The organism is Bacillus sp. K7, from assembly GCF_053903245.1.
The window spans coordinates 981,344-1,006,462 of record NZ_CP096406.1; the positions used below are offsets into that span (position 1 = coordinate 981,344).

A 25,119-nucleotide genomic window follows, 5' to 3' on the forward strand; every position below is an offset into this window, starting at 1 on the left:
CGGGCGCTGCCTGCGGCTTTTCTTCATGAAAAATATGAGTGGCAAAGGTTTTCTATATCAGCTGGGAAAGGCGCTTCTGCAACAATCAGTTCGCTGGTTATTGGGTGAATCGCTTGTACCTTTCTGGCATGCAAAGCCTGTCTGCTTAATAGCATGCTTCCGCCCCCGTAAAGCGTATCTCCTGCCAGCGGATGGCCAATGCTCGCCATATGAACACGAATTTGGTGTGTCCTGCCTGTTTCAAGCTCTAATTCAACGAGCGACAATTGCTCTTTCGAATTGCGGGCAATGACCTTAAAATGGGTGACGGCCGCTTGCCCGCCCGGTGAAACCCGGCGTCTAGTCGGATGTGATCGGTCTCTGCCGATCGGTGAATCAATTGTTCCTTTTTTCATCTTTAGCTTTCCGTGAGCGATGGCGGTATACGTGCGTTTCAGCGTCTTTTTTTCTAACTGTTGATCCAGGATGGCGTGTGCTAAACGATGCTTGGCAAACACGATGGCGCCCGATGTATCCTGATCAAGGCGGTGGACATGCCGCACCTTGCATGTTTCGCCATTCACCTGATAATGATACGCGATGACATTAGCCAGTGTGCCGGTTTGGCCCTCCTCATTTGGATGTGTCGCTATGCCCGCAGGTTTATTGACGATGAGCATGTGATTGTCCTCGAATAAAATATCAAGCTCTCCATACTCAGGTATAACGGAGGACTCTTCACTTTCCTGAAGATCGATGAACACGCGGTCTCCTTTTTTTACGATCACATTGTTGATGACGGAATCGTGATTGACTTTTATTCGATGATGGGTCACCCAGTCTTGAATCACGGATTTAGAGGCGTTAAGCTCTTGTTTCAGGACAGCAAACAGCCATTGGCCATCGTGTTTGTCATTGATGAGGAGCTCAAGCCCTCTGTTTTTTTGTTTCATATTAATAACTCCTTTTCAAAGCGGAAGGCCGCTGTTTCTCATAGGAAACACTTACCTTAGCTTTCGGGTTTTTTTCTGTGCTATTCTTGAGTAAGAGTTAGGATATTCGATGGCAAGAAAGGTGATTGACGTGAGAATTGTGAACGCAGCAACTGCAGAACAGGAGAGCTTTATCAAGGAGCTGTCAATGAAACTTTTTCATGATGTATTTCCTCTTTATTTCTCCGAACTGGACATTCAGCGCTTTAAAAAGAAAGGCGTTCTGTCTTTAAATAATAACCATGATTACCAAGGAACATTAAAAGAAGCATTTCAAATTATGGCTTGTCTGCAAATGATACATATTATTCTGACAAAGCCTTCCCCGCATACTGATGTAAACAATCAGGCGATTTTTGAGAAAAACAGCAAAATGCTGAATGATTTTGGAATTTATTTTCCGTTTGCTTTTTCTGACTTTGAATTGAAGGCAAATCAAGCCTTTTCCGGTTACAGAAGGTTGGTATAATCCGCCGGCAGGAGCTTTTCGTTTTCAGAAAAGCTCCTTTTGGCATCAAAGAAATCATATCATAAAACCTTTCCTCTAACTCCCTTTTTAATCAGCACGTGTCTGAACATACTAATGGTTGAAAGGGGTGCTGACTATGAGTTCAGTTCAAAATACAATGACAACGCAGGTGGCGACCGTTTCTCCGAATCAAACGATTCAGGAAGCGGCTTCTCTCATGAACCAATATAATGTCGGGGCGATTCCCGTTGTAGAGCAAGGTGCTTTAAAAGGAATGCTGACTGACCGCGACATTGCATTAAGAACCACAGCAGAGGGCCGAGATGGCCAGACACCCGTTTCAGAAGTGATGTCAACAGACCTCATATCAGGAAATCCTAATATGAGCTTGCAAGACGCGTCGCAGCTGATGGCCCAGCACCAAATCCGCCGCCTTCCTATTGTAGATCAAAACAATCTAGTCGGGATCGTTGCGCTTGGAGACCTGGCAGTCAATCAGATGTCGAACGAATCTGCGGGAGCAGCGTTGACAAACATTTCTCATCAAAACATTCATTAATCAGAAAGAGCTTGCGGTGTGCAGGCTCTTTCTTCACATAAACCTTACTTTTTGAATGCAGGCATGTTTCGGGGTATAGTGAGTGTATACATATGTCTCAATTTGGGCTAAAGGAGTTGTACGCAGTGATTAAAGCGTTAATTTTTGATTTTGACGGACTGATTCTTGATACTGAAACACACGAATATGAAGTCCTTCAGGAAATATTTGAGGAACATGGCTCAGTCCTGCCGCTATCCGTTTGGGGAAAGGTCATCGGAACAGCCGCGGGATTTCAGCCTTTTGAATATTTAGAAGAGCAGATCGGCCAAAAGCTGAACCATGAAGAGCTGACAACTTTGAGAAGAGAGCGGTTTACGAAACGCATGGAAACAGAAAAAGCGAGACCTGGTGTCGAAGCGTATTTGAATGCGGCAAAGGATTTAGGCTTAAAAGTAGGGCTTGCCTCCAGTTCTGATTATAAGTGGGTGTCGGGCCATTTGAAGCAAATCGGCCTGTTTGATGAATTTGAGGTCATTCAAACGGCGGATGATGTGGAAGAGGTGAAGCCGAATCCAGAGCTGTATATATTGGCGGCTAAAAATCTTGGGGTATCGCCATCTGAATGTCTCGCGTTTGAGGATTCTGTTAATGGTTCGATTGCTGCGAAAAGGGCGGGGATGAAGTGTGTCATCGTCCCGAATAAAGTGACGGGCACCTTATTGTTTGAAGACTATGATCACCGGCTTGAATCAATGGCGGAAATGGAGCTCGCCCTATTGCTTGACCACCTGAACGCACAACACTAGAAAGGAGCGAGAAGATGTCTGAGAAATTAGATTTGACCCGTTTTGAAAAGAAAATGATTATTCGCAATATCGAAGAGAAAGATCTCGACAAGATTATTGATCTTCAAAAGGACTGTTTTCCGGGGATGGAGCCTTGGAAGCGGGAGCATTTAATCAGCCATTTGGAGCATTTTCCCGACGGGCAGTTTTGTGCAGAATTCGAAGGCGAAATTATCGGTTCGTGCTCAAGCCTCCTGATTAATTTTGATGAATACGATGACCGCCATACGTGGCAGGACATTACAGATGACGGTTATATCACCAATCATAATCCGGATGGCTTGAATATGTACGGCATTGAGGTCATGGTGCATCCGAAATACAGACGGATGAAGATCGGCCACCGTTTGTATGAGGCGAGAAAGGATTTGGCCAGACGTTTAAATCTGAAAAGCATCATTATAGGCGGACGGATTCCAAACTTTCACAAATATGCGGATGAAATGACGGCGAGAGAGTATGTGGAACAGGTGACACGCCACCAAATTTACGATCCGGTCCTTTCTTTTCAGCTGATGAACGGCTTTACCCTTATGCGGATTAACCCGAATTATCTCCCGGATGATACGGCTTCGATCAAGTATGCGACGCTGATGGAATGGAATAATGTCGATTACCTTCCGCAACAGACAAAACGCTATTATAAATCGGCTTTCCCTGTAAGAATTTGTGTCATCCAATACGAAATGAAGAAAATTTATTCCTTTGAGGAATTTGCCAATCAAGTAGAATACTATGTCGATGTCGCTTCCGACGCGCGCTCAGATTTCGCGGTGTTCCCGGAGATTTTCACAACCCAGCTGATGTCTTTCCTCGAGGAACGGTCACCGAGCTTGGCGGTTCAGAGAATTACCGAGTATACAGAAGATTACATCAGCCTGTTTACTGATTTGGCCGTAAAGTACAACGTCAACATAATCGGCGGGTCTCATTTTGTCGAAGAGGAAGACAAGATCTATAATATCGCTTACTTGTTCAGACGGGATGGGACGATCGAAAAGCAATATAAACTCCATATTACGCCGAATGAGCGCAAATGGTGGGGAATCAGCGCCGGAGACCAGGTGCGCGTGTTTGATACGGACTGCGGAAAAATCGCGATTCAAATCTGTTATGACATCGAATTTCCTGAGCTTGCCCGGATTGCGGCGGATAAAGGCGCAAAAATCATTTTTACGCCGTTTTGCACAGAAGACCGCCAAGGCTACTTGCGTGTTAGATACTGTTCGCAGGCAAGAGCGGTTGAAAATCAAATTTATACGGTCATCTCCGGGACGGTTGGAAACCTTCCGCAAACGGAAAACATGGATATCCAATACGCTCAGTCAGGCATTTTCGCACCATCTGATTTTGAATTCGCCAGAGACGGCATTGTCGGCGAAACAAATCCAAATATCGAGATGGTCGTCATCGGTGATGTTGATCTGGAAATTCTCAGAAGGCAGCGCCAAAACGGTACAGTACGCCAGCTAAAAGACAGACGCCGTGATATTTATCATATTCAATATAAAAAATAATTCTGAAACCCGCCTGAATTGGCGGGTTTTTTATCATAAGCGGAATTGAAAAATTTGTTACATTTTGAGGTTCCCAGCTACTCGGTTATCCGATTTTAATTAGAATATAGCTTTAATAATTCTCGCACTGAAAAACGGTTTGTATTGTTCACCTCGACAAAATACGCTAACTGCCATTTTTGTGTTTCGATAGCTTGTTTGCTAGTGGGGGTTTCCCATCTAGGGGTAAACTCTAATTCCCATTTTTCCTTTTGTAGTGGCTGTTTTTAAGATATTTTGTTTGACAAGAACTTCTTTTGGAAAAACGAATTGTCCAAACTTGTTATGATTGGTAAACGTATTGATAACCAATAAATCAGTAGCTTTTTCATATGAAAAGGCTTGGTTTTTATCATTCCCATCTTTTTCCCAAAAAGCAACAAACTGCCCGATCTTGTTAGGTGTTATTTTGCGACTCTAAATCTTATCGATTTTGAGTGAAACTGAAATATACCCGCTCCGTAATCTGAATTTTGAGCTTCTTCTCGAATTGCATTTATAGTGAAGTGATTTGGTTCATAAAACAATTTATTTACATATGTTAATGCCTTATAAAATTCATTCACTGCTTTGTACTCCTTATTTTTAATACTTCGTCTTCCAAAGCCTTCTTGAATAGAATAGGCTTGTGATAAAATATCGTCAAAGATGTTCTCGTTTTATCATGTTTCTTATCGTTATTCTGCTCCGTTAGTTAAAGAAGAGCTAAATATGTAGTTTCACACCTTTAAAACGGTTGATCCAATGTGTTAGACGTGTGGGCAGTCCAGTAACATTTGAATAGGTATAAAACTTTCACAATGTCTTTCCAAAATACGATAATGTTCTATTCCTTTTTCCTTTGCATCGTTTGATAGGCTCTCCATGCACCTGTAACAAGAACAATGTGCCTGTTCTGCTGCGGATGTTTTATTCTTTCCGTGGTTTATTGACTCTAACCCCGTCTGGCTTTATATTGAAGGCAGGGAAATCATCACCAAGAAACGAAACATAAGAGAAGGTCTGTTTCAATTGAATTGGCACTTTAGTGAATGCTAATGAAATGGAGATGATGGGGATGGAAAACATTCAGCAACATCAGGGATTAAAGCAAAAAGATGAGCAATTTGTGTGGCATGCCATGAAGGGAGCGCATCAAGCGGACAGCCTGATTGCCCAAAAGGCCGAGGGGGCCTGGGTGACCGACATAGACGGACGCCGCTATTTGGATGCGATGTCCGGTTTGTGGTGCGTCAATATAGGTTATGGCAGAAAGGAGCTTGCTGAGGCTGCCTATGAACAACTAAAGGAGCTGCCTTATTACCCGTTAACACAAAGTCATGCGCCGGCAATTCAACTGGCGGAAAAGCTGAATGAATGGCTTGGCGGCGATTATGTCATCTTTTTCTCCAACAGCGGATCTGAAGCAAACGAAACTGCTTTTAAAATCGCCCGCCAGTACCATCTGCAAAACGGCGACCACAGCCGTTATAAATTCATCTCAAGATACAGGGCATACCACGGCAACACATTGGGAGCGCTCTCAGCTACCGGACAGGCGCAGCGGAAATATAAATATGAGCCATTAAGCCAAGGGTTCCTGCATGCAGCTCCGCCAGATGTATACCGGAACCCGGAGGATGCCGACACGCTTGAAAGCGCAAATGAAATTGACCGCATCATGACATGGGAGTTAAGCGAAACGATTGCCGGGGTCATCATGGAGCCCATCATTACAGGAGGAGGCATCTTAATGCCGCCGGATGGTTATATGAAAAAGGTGGAGGACATTTGCCGCCGCCACGGAGCTCTTTTGATTTGCGATGAAGTCATCTGCGGGTTTGGACGGACAGGCGAGCCGTTCGGATTTATGCATTACGGCGTGAAGCCTGATATCATTACGATGGCAAAGGGAATCACCAGTGCGTATTTGCCTTTGTCAGCGACTGCTGTTAAACGGGACATTTTCGAAGCGTATCAGGGGGAAGCACCTTACGACCGTTTTCGCCATGTGAACACGTTCGGCGGAAGCCCGGCTGCCTGTGCGTTGGCGTTGAAAAACATGCAAATCATGGAGGACGAACAGCTGATTCAGCGATCCCGCGATCTTGGAGCAACGCTTTTGGGTGAACTTCAAGCCTTAAGAGAACACCCGGCAGTCGGAGATGTGAGAGGAAAAGGGCTGCTGATCGGAATTGAGCTTGTCAAAGATCAATTGACAAAAGAACCGGCTGATGCAGATAAAGTAAACCAAGTGGTTACGGCGTGTAAAGAAAAAGGGCTGATTATCGGCAAAAACGGCGATACAGTCGCCGGCTACAACAACGTCATCCAGATCGCGCCGCCATTTTGCCTGACAGAAGAGGACCTTTCCTTTATCGTGAAAACGGTGAAAGATAGCTTTCAGACGATTTAACATAAAAGTGAATGATTAAAGGAGCACACGATGAGTTTTCACAACCAGCCGATTTTACCGGCTATTCGCAATATGAAGCAATTTGATGAGTTTTTGAACAGTTCATTTTCCTATGGTGTTATTCTTGATATTCATCTCGGCCAGCTGAAGGGCGTGATCAGAGAGGCACAAAAGCACGGAAAGAACATGATGGTGCACGTCGATCTTATTCAAGGAATTAAGCATGACGAATACGGAGCGGAGTTCATTTGCCAGGACATTAAGCCCGCCGGGATTATTTCCACAAGATCGAACGTGATTGCCAAAGCGAAGCAAAAGAAGATTTATGCGATTCAGCGTTTATTTCTGCTTGATACAAGCGCGATGCAGAAAAGCATGGAATTTGTCGGCAAGCATAAACCTGACTTCATTGAAGTGCTGCCAGGCATCGTTCCGTCACTCATCCAAGAAATAAAAGAGAAAACGGGGATTCCTATTTTTGCCGGCGGTTTCATCCGCACGGAAGAGGATGTGGAACGAGCCTTGAAAGCGGGGGCTGTGGCCGTCACAACATCAAACACCAAATTATGGAAGAAATATGAAAACTTTTTGACAGAAAGTGATTGACACCGCTTACATCCACTGATACAATTGCACTAGGTTAATACATTGTGATGGAGAACTCGGAGACCACAGCAGCTCTTTACGGTACATGTCTATGCACCAGTAAAGCGGTTTGTTGTGGTTTTTTTATTCTCTTCTTCTCTATCATACTGTTAATCGTGACTTTAGGAGGAATGTGCTATGACAGCATTTTGGGGAGAAGTCATCGGTACGATGCTGCTGATCATTTTTGGTGCAGGTGTTTGTGCGGGTGTCAATTTAAAGAAATCGCTTTCATACCAGTCTGGCTGGATTGTTATTGTATTCGGATGGGGATTGGGTGTTGCCATGGGGGCTTATGCGGTTGGCGGCATCAGCGGAGCTCACCTGAATCCAGCGCTAACGATAGCGCTTGCATTTGTCGGGGATTTTCCGTGGAAAGAGGTTCCGGTTTATATTATGGCGCAAATGATCGGAGCGATCATCGGTGCAGTGATTATCTATCTGCATTACCTTCCGCATTGGAAGGCAACGGATGATCCCGCTGCCAAGCTGGGTGTTTTCTCAACCGGACCCAGCATTCCGCACACATTTTCAAACGTTTTAAGTGAAGTGATCGGGACATTTGTCCTTGTGCTTGGCATCTTGTCCATTGGGGCAAATCAATTTACAGAAGGGCTTAACCCTTTAATCGTTGGTTTTCTCATTGTGGCGATCGGTATTTCTCTGGGGGGCACCACCGGCTATGCGATTAATCCGGCCCGCGACTTAGGTCCGCGGATCGCCCACGCTTTTCTTCCGATACCGGGGAAGGGATCATCAAACTGGAAATACGCCTGGATACCGGTAGTTGGCCCGATCTTAGGCGGTTCGTTTGGGGGCGTATTTTACAACGCCGCATTTAAAGGGCATATCACAAGCAGTTTCTGGATTGTAAGCGTTATATTGGTTGTGGTATTGTTAGGGCTCTATGGCTATACGAAAACACATTCAGCTAAAACATTATCAAATTCAAAATATATTTAATCAAAGGGGAGACATCTTATGGAAACTTACATTTTATCCTTAGATCAAGGGACGACAAGTTCAAGAGCGATCCTGTTTAATAAAGAAGGAAAAATCGTTCACTCCGCTCAAAAGGAATTTACACAATACTTCCCGCACCCAGGCTGGGTTGAGCATAACGCGAATGAAATTTGGGGCTCTGTTCTCGCTGTTATCGCATCAGTGATTTCTGAATCAGGAATCAGCGCTTCTCAAATTGCCGGCATCGGTATCACAAACCAGCGCGAAACGGCGGTTGTGTGGGATAAGGATACAGGAAAGCCTATCTATCATGCGATCGTTTGGCAGTCCAGACAGACGTCCGGCATTTGTGAGGAGCTTCGTGAAAAAGGATATCAAGATGTGTTCAGAGAAAAAACGGGGCTTTTAATCGATCCGTATTTCTCCGGCACGAAGGTAAAATGGATTTTAGACAATGTGGAAGGCGCGAGAGAAAAAGCGGAAAAAGGCGAGCTGCTGTTTGGAACGATTGATACATGGCTCATTTGGAAAATGTCCGGCGGAAAAGCGCATGTGACCGATTACTCCAATGCGTCCAGAACGCTGATGTTTAATATTTACGACTTGAAATGGGATGATGAGCTGCTAGATATTCTCGATATACCGAAGTCCATGCTTCCTGAAGTGAAGCCGTCCTCCCATGTGTATGCGGAAACTGTTGATTATCATTTCTTCGGAAAAAACATCCCGATTGCGGGAGCGGCAGGCGACCAGCAATCCGCACTGTTCGGCCAGGCGTGCTTTGAAGAAGGCATGGGGAAAAACACGTACGGCACAGGATGTTTCATGCTGATGAATACAGGGGAAAAAGCAATTAAGTCCGAACACGGGCTTTTGACGACAATTGCATGGGGCATTGACGGAAAAGTTGAATATGCTTTAGAAGGAAGTATTTTTGTCGCAGGCTCCGCCATCCAATGGCTCAGAGACGGATTGAGAATGTTCCAGGATTCCTCATTAAGTGAATCTTACGCGGAAAAAGTGGATTCAACCGACGGCGTATACGTTGTACCCGCATTTGTCGGCTTGGGAACACCTTACTGGGACAGCGATGTGCGCGGTTCGGTTTTCGGCCTGACAAGAGGCACAACAAAAGAACATTTTATCCGTGCGACTTTGGAGGCGTTGGCTTATCAGACAAAAGATGTGCTTGACGCAATGGAAGCTGATTCAAACATTTCATTAAAGACGCTTCGTGTAGATGGAGGCGCTGTAAAAAATAATTTCCTGATGCAGTTCCAAGGAGATATTCTGAATGTTCCTGTGGAACGACCGGAAATTAATGAAACAACTGCACTTGGCGCAGCTTATTTGGCAGGTATTGCTGTGGGATTCTGGAAGGACCGTTCTGAAATCGCGAACCAGTGGAATCTGGATAAACGGTTTGAACCTGACTGTGAAGAAGAAAAACGAAATGAGCTGTATAAAGGCTGGCAAAAAGCCGTAAAAGCAGCTATGGCTTTTAAATAGAATGAGAGTATGATATACTGATGACAAGTTAATAAGAACGGTCCTGAGATGAGGAGAGACCACAGCACCAAAGTGTACGTATGCACTTTGGCTGTTGTGGTCTCTTTTTCTATTTACACACCGTGACAACAAGGAGGAGCAATAATGAAACATCAATTTTCTAGTCTTGAAAGAGATCGCATGCTGACAGACATGACGAAAAAAACATACGATTTATTTATTATCGGCGGAGGAATTACAGGAGCGGGAACGGCTCTTGACGCGGCATCAAGGGGAATGAAGGTCGCGCTCAGCGAAATGCAGGATTTCGCGGCGGGAACATCAAGCCGGTCAACGAAGCTTGTTCATGGCGGCTTGCGCTATTTAAAACAATTTGAAGTGAAAATGGTGGCCGAGGTCGGGAAAGAACGGGCGATTGTTTATGAAAACGGCCCGCACGTCACGACACCGGAATGGATGCTGCTTCCGTTTCATAAAGGCGGCACATTCGGCTCATTCACAACTTCTATCGGTTTAAGAGTGTATGACTTCTTAGCAGGTGTGAAAAAGTCAGAACGAAGAAGCATGCTTTCTGCAAAGGAAACGCTGCAAAAAGAGCCATTGGTGAAAAAAGACGGCTTAAAAGGCGGCGGGTATTATGTGGAATACCGTACGGACGATGCGAGACTGACAATCGAAGTCATGAAGGAAGCGGTAAAATTCGGGGCAGAGCCTGTGAATTATTCCAAGGTGAAGGAGCTTCTTTACGAAAAAGGCAAAGCGGTCGGTGTATTAATTGAAGATGTGCTGACAGAGAAAGAATATAAAGTGTACGCAAAAAAAATTGTTAATGCGACAGGCCCTTGGGTCGATCAGCTCAGAGAAAAAGACCATTCGAATAACGGAAAGCATTTGCAGCATACAAAAGGCATTCACCTTGTATTTGACCAGTCTGTCTTTCCGCTGAAACAGGCGGTATACTTCGATACGCCTGACGGCCGTATGGTATTTGCGATCCCTCGTGAAGGCAAAACATACGTGGGAACGACAGACACCGTTTACAAAGAGGCGCTGGAGCATCCGCGAATGACAACGGAGGATCGAGATTACGTCATCAGTTCAATCAATTACATGTTCCCGGAGCTGAATATCACTGCGAATGACATTGAATCCAGCTGGGCGGGGCTGCGTCCACTCATTCATGAAGAAGGCAAAGACCCTTCTGAAATTTCACGGAAAGACGAGATTTGGACATCTGACTCAGGTTTAATCACCATTGCCGGCGGGAAACTGACCGGATACAGAAAAATGGCGGAGCATATCGTCGATCTTGTGAATGATCGTTTGAAAGAAGAAGGCGAAACGGACTTTGGTCCATGTAAAACAAAAAACATGCCAATTTCAGGCGGACACGTCGGCGGTTCAAAAAATCTCCTGTCCTTTGTGACGACGAAAACAAAAGAAGGAATCGCAGCCGGCTTATCAGAAAAAGACGCAAAACAGCTGGCGATCAGATACGGCTCCAACGTAGAACGAGTCTTTAACCGAGTGGAAGCACTGAAAGATGAGGCGGCGAAACGCCACATTCCGGTTCATATTCTTGCTGAGGCAGAATACAGTATAGAAGAAGAGTTGGCTGCAACACCTGCTGACTTCTTTGTCCGCAGAACGGGACGTTTATTTTTTGATATCAATTGGGTAAAAACATATAAAGATGCCGTTATTGATTTTATGAGCGAGCGATTCCAATGGGATGAGCAGACGAAAAACAAACATACAGAAAACCTCAACAAGCTTTTACACGATGCGGTTGTGCCGCTCGAACGATAAATCATAACGGGCTGTCTCTCAGCCCGTTATTTCTATTTAAGGCCGAAAGCGCCGAATCCAAGGATTTCAAGTGACAGAGGCACTCGCTTCATATTAAAATAACGGCATAAGCTAATACATAGGAGGACGAATATGACTTGGAGAAAGAGCTATGAACGCTGGAAACAGACAGAACATTTAGATCCGGAGCTAAAGGAGCGCCTCACTGAATTAGAAGGGAATGAACAGGCTCTTGAAGACTGTTTCTATAAAAACCTTGAATTCGGCACTGGCGGGATGCGCGGAGAAATTGGGGCCGGAACAAATCGGATGAATATTTACACTGTGCGCAAAGCATCAGCCGGTTTTGCGGCATACATCTCCCAGCAAGGTGAGGAAGCGAAAAAACGGGGCGTTGTCATTGCTTATGATTCCCGCCATAAATCGCCGGAGTTTGCGATGGAAGCGGCAAAAACACTTGCGACACAAGGCATCCAAACATATGTCTTTGATGAGCTTCGCCCGACGCCGGAGCTGTCATTCGCTGTCAGACAGCTGAATGCCTGCGGAGGGATTGTGGTGACGGCAAGCCATAACCCGCCTGAATATAACGGCTACAAAGTATACGGAGATGATGGCGGCCAGCTGCCTCCAAAGGAAGCGGACATCGTCATTGAGCAGGTAAACGCGATTGAAAATGAGCTGACAATCACAGTCGACGATGAAAATACGTTAAAAGAAAAAGGCTTAATCAAGATCATCGGTGAAGACATTGACAAAGTCTATACAGAAAAACTGGCTTCTATATCCGTCCATCCTGAATTATCCGGAGAAGTTGATGTAAACGTTGTTTTCACACCGCTGCATGGAACAGCCAATAAGCCTGTCAGACGAGGTCTTGATGCACTCGGCTACAACAATGTAGCGGTTGTCAAAGAGCAGGAGCTGCCCGATGCAGACTTCTCTACTGTTACCTCTCCAAACCCGGAAGAGCATGCGGCTTTCAAATATGCCATTACACTCGGGGAGAAGCGGAACGCAGATATTCTCATCGCGACAGACCCTGACGCTGACCGCCTCGGCATCGCGGTGAAAAACGATCAAGGCAAATATACAGTGCTGACAGGCAACCAAACCGGAGCGCTGCTGCTTCATTACCTGCTTTCTGAAAAGAAAAAACAAGGCACCCTGCCTTCAAACGGCGTTGTCCTCAAAACAATTGTCACAAGTGAAATCGGGCGCGCGGTCGCTTCTTCATTCGGTCTTGATACGATTGATACGCTCACAGGCTTCAAGTTTATCGGTGAAAAGATTAAGGAATACGAGTCATCAGGCCAGTACACGTTCCAATTCGGTTATGAAGAGAGCTATGGTTACTTAATCGGGGATTTTGCCCGTGACAAGGACGCCATTCAAGCTGCGCTTTTGGCAGTTGAGGTTTGCGCATTCTATAAAAAACAAGGGACGTCGTTATATGAAGCGCTCATCAATCTCTTTAACGAATACGGTTTTTATCGTGAAGGGCTGAAATCCTTGACGCTGAAAGGAAAACAGGGAGCAGAGCAAATTGAAGCGATCCTTGCATCCTTCAGGCAAAACCCGCCGAAAACGATGGCCGGCAAACAGGTTGTGACAGCCGAAGATTACGCTGTAAGCAAACGGATGCTTCTGGCGGAAAACAAAGAAGAAGCGATTGACTTGCCAACATCGAACGTACTGAAATACTTCCTGGAAGATGGGTCTTGGTTCTGTCTTCGTCCTTCCGGAACCGAGCCGAAGGTCAAATTCTATTTTGCCGTAAAAGGAACATCTTTAGAAGACAGTGAAAACCGTCTTGCCGAGCTTTCTGACGATGTCATGAAGACGGTAGACGACATTGTAGAGGCTACAGCTAAATAGTATAAGGAAAGTAAGGAAAGCTGGATCATTGTATATGATCCGGCTTTTTTTCATCCAAAAGTCTGAAAGAAAATCATCCCCCAGGCGAAGTAACGAATGACATAAACTGGTATAATCTTAAATAACAAGAGATGAATGCCGGAGTGAGAAACGTGAGCAAAACGAGGATGGAAAAATTAAAAACGCTGAAAACGATTGCGGAAACCTTAAATCAAGGACACGATGTCAAAGCGACATTGGATGAGGTAGTAAGAGAATTGTTGAGTGTAACGAACCTTCAAGCGGGCTGGATTTTTCTAATTGAAGAAGACGGTTCATATACGTTAGCGGCTGACGCCTATCTGCCCCCGGCTTTAAGCCGCAAGGAAAAAGTGCTGATGTGCGAAGGCGAGTGCTACTGCCTGACGAAATTCAATACAGGCGGGCTCAGAAGGGCGGCGAATATCATGAACTGCAAACGCATAGAGTCAGCCAAAGTGCTGCACTGTTTTGACACAGAAGGGATTACGCATCATGCAACGGTGCCTTTAGAAGACGGAGACAGGAGATTCGGATTGCTAAATGTAGCGGCGGCCGGAAAAACCATGTTTGATGAAGGAGAGCTGCATTTGCTCGAGTCTGTCGCCTTTCAGATCGGAACGGCGATTCAACGCATGAAGCTTTCTGAATATAAACAAAAAAATGCTCTATTAATGGAGCGCAACCGCCTCGCTCAGGAACTGCACGATTCTGTCAATCAAATGCTGTTTTCCGTCAGTTTAACAGCCAAAGCGGCAAAGACGCTAACAAAAGATGAAGATTTGCAGCAGATGATTGATTTTATTCAAAACCTATCACAGGACGCGCTAGCAGAAATGAAAGCGTTAATTTGGCAGCTCCGCCCCGGAGGATTGGAAAAAGGGCTGTCTGAAGCCATTAAAAGCTATGGCGCGCTCATCGGATTGAATGTCATGTTTACACAAAAAGGCTGTCCGGTTCTTACTGATGAGCAGGAGCATATGCTGTGGCGCGTCGTACAGGAAGCTTTAAATAACTGTAAAAAGCACGCCGGAACTGATACGGCGTATGTCAGCCTGACTGCTTCTTCGTGCCAGACAGAGCTGGATATAACCGATCACGGGGCAGGGTTTCGCTATGAAGCGCATGTCGGTCTTCCTTCATTTGGCATTAAGGGAATGAAAGAACGGGCGGAACAAGCGGGCGCGGCGTTTTTGATTCAGTCAGACCTTCAAGCGGGGACAAAGGTGTCCGTCAGGCTTCCGCTAACCGATCAGAAAGGAAGGGCTAAGCAATGAAAATTGTAATTGCAGATGATCACCATGTTGTCAGAAAGGGGCTTCGTTTTTTCTTTGCCACCCAGAACGATATTGAAGTTGCCGGAGAGGCTGCAACCGGAACAGAAGCACTTCGTATCATTGAGGAAACAAAGCCCGACCTTGTGCTGATGGATCTGTCCATGCCCGAAATGGATGGGATACAAGCCATAAAAAAAGCAGTGCAGCAATTTCCGGGGATCAATATCATTGTGCTGACGAGCTACTCCGACCAGGATCACGTCATCCCCGCGCTTCAGGCGGGAGCGAAGGCATATCAATTAAAGGATACAGAGCCCGAGGAATTGTTGAAAACACTAAGACAAGTGCATGCCGGCCAATACAAGCTTTCTCCAGCTATTATGCCCCATGTGCTGACACATATGAGAAAGCAGCATGATCCGGCAAAAGAAAAATTTTATCAACTGACACGCAGGGAAAAGGACGTACTGAATGAGATAACAAACGGGAAAAGCAATAAAGAAATCGCGGCAGCCTTGTTTATTTCAGAAAAAACAGTGAAAACCCATGTGTCGAATCTTTTAGCAAAACTTGAAGTGGCCGACCGCACGCAAGCAGCGCTTTTCGCAGTGAAATATAACCTGAATGGAGAGATCGCGACATGAACATGTTAGTGATAAATGGCTCACCCAGAAAACATGGCAGAACAAGAGTAACAGCATCTTGTATTACTAAGCTGTATCAGACAGACCTGATTGATCTAAGCGGGTTTATATTGCCGATTTTTAATGGTGAGGTGGAGCAATTAGAACATTTACAGGTACAGGAGCTAAAGCGGCGGGTTGCCCAAGCGGACGCGATTGTCTTATTATCGCCTGAATATCACAGCGGAATGAGCGGTTCTTTAAAAAATGCGTTGGATTTTCTAAGCAGCGAACAATTCAAATATAAGCCTGTTGCTTTATTGGCAGTGGCGGGAGGCGGAAAAGGCGGCATTAACGCCCTGAACAATATGCGAACTGTGATGCGGGGTGTTTACGCCAATGTGATTCCGAAGCAGCTTGTGGTTGATCCGGTGGACATCGATATTGAAAAGGCTGCATTGACGGAACCTATAACAAACAGCATAAAAGAGCTCATCCAAGAACTTTGCATGTTTGCAAAAGGAAATCCCGGCGTTTAAACGCCGGGATTTGTTTATGTGAGCAAGGCTAATTGGTCTTCGTATGTCAGCTCTGTGGCATGATCAATATAACGGAGAAGGGAATACAGCATCTTTTCCAGGACGGCGTAATCCTGTTCAAAATGATAAGCGTGCAGAAAATGCTCGATTCGTTTTGATAACAAATCATCCTCTGTACGCACCATTAAAATTAATAAATTATCCCATTGGGAACGGTGGGTGTAATATAGCGCTTTATCGTAATCGGCATAATCCATGAATCGCTTCTCCTTTCTTGTGTGAGAAGTTCATGATTAGTTTATGCCGCATCCCATGTTATTGACGTTGCAAAACTTGGCGTCTGCGGCAGTACAGGGTAGCAATAAGAGGGAGACATAAAATCAAAATGCCTGAATGAAGCCATTGCTTTTGGAAAACCTATGAGAGAACTTAATCTAGGCACAGGAGACTGAAAATATGAAATCTCTGCCGTATTCCATTGCGCTGCTTTTTTGCGGATTGATCATTGTATCAATGGCTGCAAAAGGGCATTCAGCGGACACAAACGAATCTGTTCAAAAGTGGGAACAGCTCGCCTGGAGCAGAATTCAGGATGAATATAAGCACGCTTCATTTTCTGATTACGCTTATATGGGGCGGACTGAGGTGAATGATCAGCAAACAAAAGATGTCTTTCGGGTGACGGTCAGACAGAATGACGACACCTTTTCTGTTCGGGCCGAAGTCTATTTTCATCCGGTGACAAAACATATGATCAGCATTAACGTTTTCCGGCTCTAATCAAAAAACTGTACAGCCGCTAAGGCCATACAGTTTCTGCTTTAGAAATATCGTTTTGCACCGAGATAGCGCTGTTTCCAGTAAGAGTTGTTCATACTGGAAATGACAACTCCAGAATCATTGGCGTTAATGAATTCCCCGTTACCGAGATAAATTCCGATATGAGAAGGGCCGGCTTTATATGTTGAAAAGAACACGAAGTCTCCGACAGCAGGCTGGCTGACAGGTTTCATTGTATTCCAATATCCGGCTGCCGTTAATCTTGATACGGATGTGACTTTGTTCAGGGCATAGTAAATGAAACCGCTGCAGTCGAATCCGGCCGGTGTCGTGCCTCCCCAGCGATACGGAACGCCAAGCTGTTCTTTAGCGGCGGCAATCATTGTATTAATCTTCGCGCTTGTTGAGCTGGACGTGTTTGAAGAACCGGATGAGGAAGAGTGGGAAGCTTTCCCGTTAATGACCAGCTTTTGGCCAACCTGCAAGACATCCGTTTTTAGATTGTTCTTTTCTCGGATTTGCTGCGCTGTTACGTTAAACTTTTGGGCAATCACCCATAAGGAGTCGCCGCTTTTCACCGTGTATGTAGTTGTCGCCGTGCCAGAGCTTGCATTTGACGAAGAAGACGATGACGGTGTGGAAGCGCCTGAAGATGCTTTACCTGTCAGCTTCAGCACTTGCCCGACGTATAGCGTATCAGATTTTAGGCTGTTGCTGTTTCTGATTTGCTGTACAGTCAGGTTATAGTTGTTTGCAATTTTCCAAAGTGAATCTCCGCTTTTTACAGTATAAGTCTTTGTAGCTGAAGGTTGGCTCGAATGAGATGAAGTGTCTTTGGAAGACGTATCAGAGCCGCTTGATTTTGTTTTCAACACTTGATTCACATAAATGGTATCTGATTTTAAGTGATTCAAGACCTTTAGTTCGGCGACGGACATGTTGACTTTGTTTGCGATTTTCCAAAGCGAATCGCCAAGCTGCACCTTGTATGTTCCGGCAGAAGATGAAGAGCTAGAGCTCTTTGTGGAACTGCTCTTAGTACTGGAACTAGAACTGGAGCTTGAAGAAACCGTGCCGGACACCTTTAATTTCTGCCCTGCACGAATCATATCGCTGCTGAGTCCGTTTAATTTTTTTAGTTCCTGCACCGTCATTTTATACTCATTTGCGATCAGCCAAAGTGAATCACCGCTTTTCACTGTGTAAACAGAACTTCCGCTCTTTTTGGTTGTTGAGCTTGAAGTAGATGAAGTTCCGGAATGGCTGTCTGGAATGGTAAGCGTCTGGCCGATCGACAGAACGGTAGTCGAAAGATGGTTGGCGGATGTGATGGCCGCCACGCTTGTATTGTAGTTTTGGGCCAGTTTCCATAAAGAATCTCCGCTTTTGACCTTAATCGTTGCTGCTTCAGCTGGTGTGACTGCTAAGGTTGTGCTGACAATCGCAGAAGCTGTCAGCCCTGCTGCTAATTTCTTTTTCATCTGAGCTCTCCTTTTTCCCCCACTGATTTGAATTTGCTATTTCTTTTTTATATCGGCAGCTTCGTCTCATCGTTTTGCCTTTTTTTTAAAACAGCCCAATTTTCTTAACAAAAAGGGGGAAAAAGGACATAAAAAAAGAAGGAATCTATATTATTCCTTCATTCTTAAAAGCATCATGATATCTTCCTTGTTTTTGACAAGGTCGCGCAGTGTATAGTTGTCTAAAACCGCAAGATAGGCCATAAGCGCTTCGTTTAACACATGCTTCAAGCCGCACACCGGAGAAATGACGCAGAGATTCTTGTTCGCATCAAAACACTCAACAATATTAAAATCGTCTTCCGTGTTTCTGACAACCTCACCAATATTGATGTCTTCAGGGGCCATGCCTAATCGTATGCCGCCGCCTCGTCCGCGTATCGTTTCTACGTAGCCGAGCTGGCCGAGCCTGTAGATGACTTTCATGAGGTGATTTTTTGAAATAGAATACGTTTCGGCAATCTGTTTTATGTTTGAAAGTTCTCCCGGACGTTCTGCCGCCAGAAAAATTAGCACTCTTAATGAATAATCTGTATAATTCGTTAATTTCATAATAAGACCTCGGAATAAGACATTTTCTATATCTTATCATAATCGATTGAAAAATGAAAAAAAAGGAATTTAAACAAACGTGCACCCAGTTTGGGCGCACGTTTTTGGTTACATGTTATGCGGCGGATTTTGGTTTTTGCCGTTTTTATCGATTTCAGTGTTTTGCATTTTGCGTTCAAATGCAGACAGATAACGTGATGCAAAATCCTTTCCGCCAAGGCCGAAGGATAAACCGAAAGCGAGGGCGAAGCCGCTAAGCACGATGATGAACGCGGAATTGACGATCGTGTCAGCGACACCAAGCTGATCCAAGGCCATAAAGAAAGCAAGTGCGATAATTGTATATTTGGCAATCGCCGCCAGAGACTTGAATTCTTGGCCTTTAATGATGCTCGAAAGCACTTTTCGCACCAATTCTCCAGCGTAGAGGCCGATTCCGAGAATCAATACGGCGACAAGGACATTTGGCAGATATGCGACAATGCCAGTTGCAATCTCTACGAGGAAATGGAGCTGAACAATTTGCAGCGCCTCGGCTGTGAACAGCAGGATGACAATGATTTGCGCAATCATCCCGACAATTTGAGACAGGGACAGCTTTGCAGATGTTTCCGTTCCCATGCCCATTTTTCCTAACATAGAATCAAAGCCTGCGCGATGGAGCAGTCGGGACACCATGCTGTTCACCCATTTTCCTGCCCATATACCCGCTAAAACAAGCACAATGGCAATGATGATGTTCGGAAGCATGTTCAAAATGCTATTGAGCATAGAGACAGCCGGTTTCGAAATGCCGGCGACATCCAGCTGATCAAGCGCTGAAATGACAACCGGTATTAAAATCAGCACATAAGCGATTGTTCCGATGACCGCTGAAAGGCTTGTATCTTTTAAGTAAACCGATAAACCCATGCGTGCGGCGAATCGTTCCGTTCCGATGCTTGCAAGGAAATTTGTAATGATGTCACGCACAAGACGGGCTACAAGCCAGCCAATTAAAACGATAAGCGCGGCTGCGAATAATTTCGGCAGAAAAGCGAGCACGCTTTCCATCATATTTGTAAACGGACCTGAAATGCCGCTGATTTTTAAAGAAGATAAGACCCCCGGCAGGAAAACAAGCAGCACGAGATAAAAGACAACTTGTGAAGCGGCATTGACTGCCTGATGAATATCTTTTCCTTCAGAGACCACATTCCACTTGCGCAGCTTGTCACTCGTGTTCAGCTTCATCCCCATTTTTTTGACGAGGAAGCTCAAAACAGAGGCTGCAGCCCATCCTAACAGCAGAATGAGTCCGGCTTTCAGCACGCTTGGGATAGCCGCGGTAATGGCGGAAAGCATGCTGACAAACGGTGATGCCACTGTTGTCAGGTGCAAAATGTTAAAGAATAAAATAAAGACGATAATCAATGCGATAAAATAGACGACCTTGCTTATGACTTTTTCAGAGGAATAGCGTGATGGCTTTTTCCCAGCAAAAAGCTTATCGTCAATTCTTGTTTTTCTGAGCCCTTTGTATACCGCTTTTTCAATGATTTTAGCGATAGCCCATCCGATTAATAAAACGAGTAGTGCAATGATTAAGTTTGGCAGCTTACTGAGATAAGAAGAAAGCATGTCTGCTACATTCAATTGGTATCGCTCCTTTTTTTCGTAATATGGTGTGTTATTACCCATTGGCAAAATCGGCAAACAGCTGAATGTGCCGTGTGAATTTTGTCTTGCACAAGTGCGGCTATCATCTTTTGCCAGGCGGGCTCATACATTATAGATAAGTCCAAGTAGGGGGGATTCGGTTGAACGCGGAGGAGAAGAAGGAATTACAGCGGGCAATTGAGGAAATTACCGAAATCGCAAAAGGATTCGGCCTTGATTTCTACCCGATGAGATATGAAATCTGCCCGGCTGAAATTATTTATACATTCGGCGCGTACGGGATGCCGACAAGATTCAGCCACTGGAGCTTCGGCAAGCAGTTTCATAAAATGAAGCTGCATTATGATCTTGGATTAAGCAAGATTTATGAGCTGGTCATTAACTCAGATCCGTGCTACGCTTTTTTGCTGGACAGCAACTCACTGATCCAAAATAAATTGATTGTCGCTCACGTTCTCGCCCACTGTGATTTCTTCAAAAACAACTGCCGTTTTCAAAACACGAAGCGCGATATGGTGGAAAGCATGGCGGCCACGGCCGAGCGGATTAAGCATTATGAACAGGTTCACGGGATAAAGGAAGTAGAGGCTTTTTTAGACGCGATCCTATCGATTCAGGAGCATATCGACCCTTCATTGGTCCGTCCGAAGCTCCTATGGAGTGTGGATGATGATGAAGATGAAATGGAAGAGGCAGTAACGCCGTACGATGATTTATGGTCTTTGGATGAAAAGAAACCGAAAAAACAGATGAAAAAATCGAAAAAACCTTTCCCGCCGCGGCCGGAAAAGGATATTCTGCTTTTTATCGAGGAGCATTCCCGGGAGCTGGAGCCGTGGCAGCGTGATATTTTAACGATGATGAGGGAGGAAATGCTTTATTTCTGGCCTCAGCTGGAGACAAAGATTATGAATGAAGGCTGGGCTTCCTATTGGCACCAGCGAATTATACGGGAGCTTGATTTAACCTCTGATGAAGCGATCGAGTTCGCCAAGCTGAATGCCGGGGTTGTTCAGCCATCCAAAACAGGCATCAATCCTTATTATTTAGGGCTGAAAATTTTTGAAGACATCGAGGAGCGGTACAATAACCCGACGGATGAAATGAAGAAAATAGGCGTTCAGTCTGACTCGGGCCGGGAGAAGATGTTTGAGGTCAGGGAAATTGAATCCGATATTTCTTTCATCCGCAATTATTTAACAAAAGAGTTAGTCATGCGCGAGGATCTTTATTTGTTTCAAAAACAGGGCAGAGATTATAAAATCGTCGATAAAGAGTGGAGGTCGGTGCGCGACCAGCTCGTGAGCATGCGGGTAAACGGCGGGTTTCCGTATTTGACAGTAAACGACGGCGACTATATGAAAAATAACGAGCTCTATATTAAGCATTGGTATGAGGGCATAGAGCTGGATTTGAAATATGTAGAGAAGGTGCTCCCTTACTTATTCCAGCTATGGGGCAGAAGTGTGCACATCGAGTCTGTGCTTGAGGATAAGGAAGTCATGTTTTCGTACGACGGAAAAGGTGTTCACCGCAGGTATTTATAAAAAAAGAGGATGCAGCGTTCTGCATCCTCTTTATTTTCCTGTTTTCAAAATCTTAAATATGATGTTTGCCTGATCGGTGTTGTTCATCAGTCCTCGGAATTTTTCTTTTCCGGGGCCGTACGCGTAAACTGGCACTTCTTCACCGGTATGATCGGTACTCGTCCAGCCGCTGTTAGATCGTGTGTTAAATATCTTGATGATGGCTTTGTAGGCGCCTTTGCTTTTGTCAGCCTGCGCAGCGGCCTCAACGTTTTTGATTTCTTCTGGTGTGAATTCTAGATTTGTATAGCGGGCGAGCACATCTTTGACCGGTTTGCCTTCACTGATTTTTTTTGCCATAAATTCAGGTGTTTTTTTCGCGGCGAGAATCGGTTCTGCGTGCCAATTCTTTTCCCCGTTTGCGCCAATCGCAAATCCGCCGGTTGTATGGTCAGCGGTTGCGATGACAAGTGTATGTTTATCTTTTTTCGCAAAATCAATCGCGGCTTTATAGGCTTTTTCAAAGTCTTTAACCTCGCTCATGGCTCCTACTGTATCATTATCATGGGCCGCCCAGTCGATTTGGCTGCCTTCGACCATCAAGAAAAATCCCTTTTTATTTTGGTTTAGGCGGTCAATTGCTGAAACCGTCATATCTTTGAGAGACGGTGTTTTGCTGTCACGATCCAGCGCTTTGGCAAGCCCTCCGTCTGCGAAAAGCCCGAGCACCTGCTGATCTTTATTTTTCTTCAGGGCCTGTTTTGTTGTCACATAGCTATAGCCGGCTTGTTTAAATTCCTTCGTCAAATTCCTGTCCTTGCGATTAAAATAGGATTTTCCCCCGCCAAGCAATACGTCTATTTTTTGTTTGCCTTTTATTTTGTCATCCATATAGCTGTTGGCGATTTGGTCCATGTTTTTCCGTGATTCATTGTGGGCGCCGTATGCGGCTGGTGTAGCGTGGTTGATTTCAGACGTTGCGACGAGCCCGGTCGATTTTCCTTGCTGTTTGGCTTCTTCAAGCACAGATTTCACTTTTTTTCCGTTTTTATCGACGCCAATGGCATTGTTATATGTCTTTACGCCTGTCGCTAATGCTGTTCCGGCGGCTGCTGAATCTGTGATGTTATGGTCCGGATCATCCGGATGCGTCATCATCATGCCTGTCAGGTTACGGTCAAATTCGGTCAGCTTCGGGTTATTTGGTGTTTCCCCATTATTTTTCATGGATCTGTAGGCGTTTAAGTAAGGTGTTCCCATGCCGTCACCGATCATCACAATGACATTTCTGATCTCATCGTTGTCTTGTTTTTTGGCACTTGCTTTTTCGGTCTGCTGCAGTTCTGCACCGGCGAATATGCCGGCTGTAAGCACGGAAACAGCTGCGATTGGCAGCAGTTTAGATTTCATACTCTGAAACAAACTCATTCTTCACATGCCTCCCTTTTATGTATTCTATTTGTCATGTTAGAGGAATCTTGTTAAATGCGGTTATTCATCGTGTAAACATGAAGTAAAGCATTGTAAGGAAATGAAAACTGCTGTTTCGTTATCTTTCCTTTTTTCAATTAAAGCATTCGTTTTTCTGAAAAAACTTTACCTCTTTGTTCTTGCGTGATATGTTTATTTAAATAAAAAAACTGCGAACAACCGCAGCTTTCCTCGAATCTTCTTTATATCTCACTCTTCCGCATGTGAGTTTCTCCTAGTTTATTGCCATCTATTTCCTCAGTCGTGAACAATAGCCTTATGAACATGACAAAAGAGCGCGTTTTTTGTCACCTTTGAAATGAAAATGAAATATTTTATACCCTTAAAAACTTTTTTTAAAAACGAATAATTAAGTAATTTGTCATATGAAGTCAAGACTATTTCTGTTGGGAATCTATCCTTATAATAGAAAGCAATAAGTTTAATTTAAAAAAGAGATACATATATAGATATAATTATTTGGGGAGGAAAATATGAAAAAGCAAATCGTTACAGCTACGACAGCAGTGGTTCTAGGATCGACATTATTTGCAGGAGCGGCATCTGCACAAAGCATCCAGGTGAAAAAAGGCGACACGTTATGGGGAATTTCTAGAAAATACGATACAACCATCAGTAAGATTAAATCAGAGAACAGCCTGCGTTCAGACACGATTTATGTGGGGCAGACTTTATCGATTAACGGTAAAACGTCAAGTTCAAAAAGCAGCAGTTCTTCCAGTTCTTCATCTTCTACATACAAAGTAAAGAGCGGGGACAGCCTTTGGAAAATTTCGAAAACATATGGCATGACAGTCAGTGAACTGAAAAAAATGAATGGATTAAAGTCAGACTTGCTTCGTATCGGACAAGTCCTGAAACTGAAAGGTTCAACAAGCTCAAGCAGCTCTAGTCCATCGAAGGTATCAACGTCTTCTACTTCCACTTATAAAGTGAAACGCGGGGATAGTCTGTCTAAAATCGCAAAGCAATACGGCACGACAGTTAGTCATTTAAAAAGCTTGAATGGCTTAAAATCAGATATGATCTATGTCAACCAAGTGTTGAAAGTGAAAGGGACAAGTACAAGCTCAAAAACTGTTTCTTCCGGCTCATCATCGTCAAGCAGCAAAGCCTCATCTACTACATCACTTAATGTGAGCAAGCTGGTTTCTGATGCAAAGGCGTTAATCGGAACGCCATACAAATGGGGCGGAACAACGACTTCCGGCTTTGACTGCAGCGGATTTATCTGGTACGTGCTGAATAAACAAACAAGTGTGAGCAGAACAAGCACTGCGGGATACTGGAGTTCTATGAAGAGCATTTCCAGCCCGTCTGTCGGTGATTTTGTCTTCTTCACAACATATAAATCAGGCCCTTCTCACATGGGGATTTATGTCGGTAACAACAATTTCGTTCATGCAGGATCGAACGGTGTTCAAATCAGCAGCCTGGACAACAGCTACTGGAATCCTCGTTACCTTGGAGCGAAAAGATTCTAATGTGAAAGGAAACCCGTTCATAGGAACGGGTTTTTTTCATTAGACGGAGCACATCCGCTTTGGTTGCTT

General features: G+C 44.7%; 22 protein-coding genes and 1 pseudogene. 16 read left to right on the forward strand and 7 right to left on the reverse strand.

All coding sequences use genetic code 11. From position 1 onward, the window contains the following. Positions 1 to 23: 23 nt before the first annotated feature. Complete coding sequence (locus M1D98_RS04910) at positions 24 to 932, reverse strand: RluA family pseudouridine synthase (protein WP_456280055.1); 909 nt, start codon at positions 930 to 932, stop codon at positions 24 to 26. Positions 933 to 1,041: 109 nt separating this feature from the next. Here M1D98_RS04910 and M1D98_RS04915 point away from each other — a divergent pair, with 109 nt between their 5' ends. The 4 genes from M1D98_RS04915 to M1D98_RS04930 all read left to right on the forward strand — a co-directional run bounded on the left by M1D98_RS04915 (position 1,042) and on the right by M1D98_RS04930 (position 4,343). Next, positions 1,042 to 1,440 carry a YhcU family protein gene (locus M1D98_RS04915; RefSeq protein WP_010327765.1) on the forward strand — a complete coding sequence of 133 codons (399 nt, stop codon included), beginning with the start codon at positions 1,042 to 1,044 and terminating at the stop codon, positions 1,438 to 1,440. 136 nt (positions 1,441 to 1,576) lie between these two features. After that, entirely contained in the window at positions 1,577 to 1,999 is a 423-nt protein-coding gene (locus M1D98_RS04920; RefSeq protein ID WP_010327766.1) for a CBS domain-containing protein, read from the forward strand. A gap of 125 nt (positions 2,000 to 2,124) precedes the next feature. After that, entirely contained in the window at positions 2,125 to 2,787 is a 663-nt protein-coding gene (locus tag M1D98_RS04925) for an HAD family hydrolase (protein ID WP_010327767.1), read from the forward strand. A 14-nt stretch (positions 2,788 to 2,801) separates the two neighbouring features. After that, positions 2,802 to 4,343: a bifunctional GNAT family N-acetyltransferase/carbon-nitrogen hydrolase family protein gene (locus M1D98_RS04930; protein WP_010327768.1), complete on the forward strand. Its 1,542-nt coding sequence runs from the start codon at positions 2,802 to 2,804 to the stop codon at positions 4,341 to 4,343. A gap of 95 nt (positions 4,344 to 4,438) precedes the next feature. Here M1D98_RS04930 and M1D98_RS04935 read toward each other — a convergent pair. After that, positions 4,439 to 4,948 (reverse strand): annotated as a pseudogene (locus M1D98_RS04935) (MepB family protein). Positions 4,949 to 5,424: 476 nt separating this feature from the next. On the opposite strand from M1D98_RS04935, the gene M1D98_RS04940 reads away from it, so the two are divergent. The 9 genes from M1D98_RS04940 (at position 5,425) to M1D98_RS04980 (ending at position 16,038) form a co-directional block, all read left to right on the forward strand. Then, positions 5,425 to 6,777, forward strand: coding sequence for an aspartate aminotransferase family protein (locus tag M1D98_RS04940; protein ID WP_082246267.1), 1,353 nt, complete (start codon positions 5,425 to 5,427; stop codon positions 6,775 to 6,777). A gap of 30 nt (positions 6,778 to 6,807) precedes the next feature. Then, positions 6,808 to 7,383 (forward strand): glycerol uptake operon antiterminator GlpP, encoded by a 576-nt coding sequence (gene glpP, locus M1D98_RS04945; protein WP_121642209.1) that lies wholly within the window; start codon positions 6,808 to 6,810, stop codon positions 7,381 to 7,383. Between the two features lie 177 nt (positions 7,384 to 7,560). Further along, a complete protein-coding gene (gene glpF / locus M1D98_RS04950; protein WP_435576764.1) occupies positions 7,561 to 8,385 on the forward strand; it encodes a glycerol uptake facilitator protein GlpF in 825 nt (274 codons plus the stop codon). An 18-nt stretch (positions 8,386 to 8,403) separates the two neighbouring features. After that, entirely contained in the window at positions 8,404 to 9,894 is a 1,491-nt protein-coding gene (gene glpK / locus M1D98_RS04955; protein WP_121642211.1) for a glycerol kinase GlpK, read from the forward strand. A 141-nt stretch (positions 9,895 to 10,035) separates the two neighbouring features. Then, entirely contained in the window at positions 10,036 to 11,703 is a 1,668-nt protein-coding gene (gene glpD, locus M1D98_RS04960; RefSeq protein ID WP_026014471.1) for a glycerol-3-phosphate dehydrogenase, read from the forward strand. A gap of 132 nt (positions 11,704 to 11,835) precedes the next feature. Then, positions 11,836 to 13,581 carry a phospho-sugar mutase gene (locus M1D98_RS04965; protein ID WP_456280056.1) on the forward strand — a complete coding sequence of 582 codons (1,746 nt, stop codon included), beginning with the start codon at positions 11,836 to 11,838 and terminating at the stop codon, positions 13,579 to 13,581. A 152-nt stretch (positions 13,582 to 13,733) separates the two neighbouring features. After that, positions 13,734 to 14,876 (forward strand): GAF domain-containing sensor histidine kinase, encoded by a 1,143-nt coding sequence (locus tag M1D98_RS04970; RefSeq protein ID WP_456280057.1) that lies wholly within the window; start codon positions 13,734 to 13,736, stop codon positions 14,874 to 14,876. Continuing rightward, the gene (locus M1D98_RS04975; protein ID WP_435576767.1) at positions 14,873 to 15,520 is read left to right on the forward strand and encodes a response regulator; all 648 of its coding nucleotides are present in this window, start codon (positions 14,873 to 14,875) and stop codon (positions 15,518 to 15,520) included. Before M1D98_RS04970 ends, M1D98_RS04975 begins: the two co-directional genes overlap by 4 nt. After that, complete coding sequence (locus M1D98_RS04980; protein WP_456280058.1) at positions 15,517 to 16,038, forward strand: NADPH-dependent FMN reductase; 522 nt, start codon at positions 15,517 to 15,519, stop codon at positions 16,036 to 16,038. The genes M1D98_RS04975 and M1D98_RS04980 overlap by 4 nt, the downstream gene beginning before the upstream one ends. A 14-nt stretch (positions 16,039 to 16,052) precedes the next feature. On the opposite strand, the gene M1D98_RS04985 is transcribed toward M1D98_RS04980, so the two are convergent. Beyond that, a complete protein-coding gene (locus tag M1D98_RS04985; protein ID WP_003224139.1) occupies positions 16,053 to 16,295 on the reverse strand; it encodes a YhdB family protein in 243 nt (80 codons plus the stop codon). Positions 16,296 to 16,494: 199 nt separating this feature from the next. On the opposite strand from M1D98_RS04985, the gene M1D98_RS04990 reads away from it, so the two are divergent. Further along, positions 16,495 to 16,818 (forward strand): YqzG/YhdC family protein, encoded by a 324-nt coding sequence (locus tag M1D98_RS04990; RefSeq protein WP_010329183.1) that lies wholly within the window; start codon positions 16,495 to 16,497, stop codon positions 16,816 to 16,818. 41 nt (positions 16,819 to 16,859) lie between these two features. Here the strand turns inward: M1D98_RS04990 and M1D98_RS04995 are convergent, their stop codons facing one another. From M1D98_RS04995 to M1D98_RS05005, 3 genes are all read right to left on the reverse strand, one after another. Further along, the gene (locus M1D98_RS04995) at positions 16,860 to 18,299 is read right to left on the reverse strand and encodes a LysM peptidoglycan-binding domain-containing protein (protein WP_435576769.1); all 1,440 of its coding nucleotides are present in this window, start codon (positions 18,297 to 18,299) and stop codon (positions 16,860 to 16,862) included. Between the two features lie 150 nt (positions 18,300 to 18,449). Then, a complete protein-coding gene (gene nsrR, locus M1D98_RS05000) occupies positions 18,450 to 18,890 on the reverse strand; it encodes a nitric oxide-sensing transcriptional repressor NsrR (protein WP_010329185.1) in 441 nt (146 codons plus the stop codon). Positions 18,891 to 18,998: 108 nt separating this feature from the next. After that, positions 18,999 to 20,525, reverse strand: coding sequence for a mechanosensitive ion channel (locus M1D98_RS05005; protein ID WP_435576770.1), 1,527 nt, complete (start codon positions 20,523 to 20,525; stop codon positions 18,999 to 19,001). 164 nt (positions 20,526 to 20,689) lie between these two features. On the opposite strand from M1D98_RS05005, the gene spoVR reads away from it, so the two are divergent. Then, positions 20,690 to 22,096, forward strand: a complete 1,407-nt coding sequence (gene spoVR, locus M1D98_RS05010; protein WP_456280059.1) for a stage V sporulation protein SpoVR — start codon at positions 20,690 to 20,692, stop codon at positions 22,094 to 22,096. 30 nt (positions 22,097 to 22,126) lie between these two features. Here spoVR and phoA read toward each other — a convergent pair whose 3' ends face one another. After that, on the reverse strand, positions 22,127 to 23,503 hold the full coding sequence (phoA, locus tag M1D98_RS05015) for an alkaline phosphatase PhoA (RefSeq protein ID WP_456280060.1): 1,377 nt from the start codon (positions 23,501 to 23,503) through the stop codon (positions 22,127 to 22,129). Positions 23,504 to 24,039: 536 nt separating this feature from the next. Between phoA and M1D98_RS05020 the strand changes: the two genes are divergently transcribed. Next, positions 24,040 to 25,050 (forward strand): C40 family peptidase, encoded by a 1,011-nt coding sequence (locus tag M1D98_RS05020; protein ID WP_010329190.1) that lies wholly within the window; start codon positions 24,040 to 24,042, stop codon positions 25,048 to 25,050. The last annotated feature ends 69 nt before the right edge of the window (positions 25,051 to 25,119 follow it).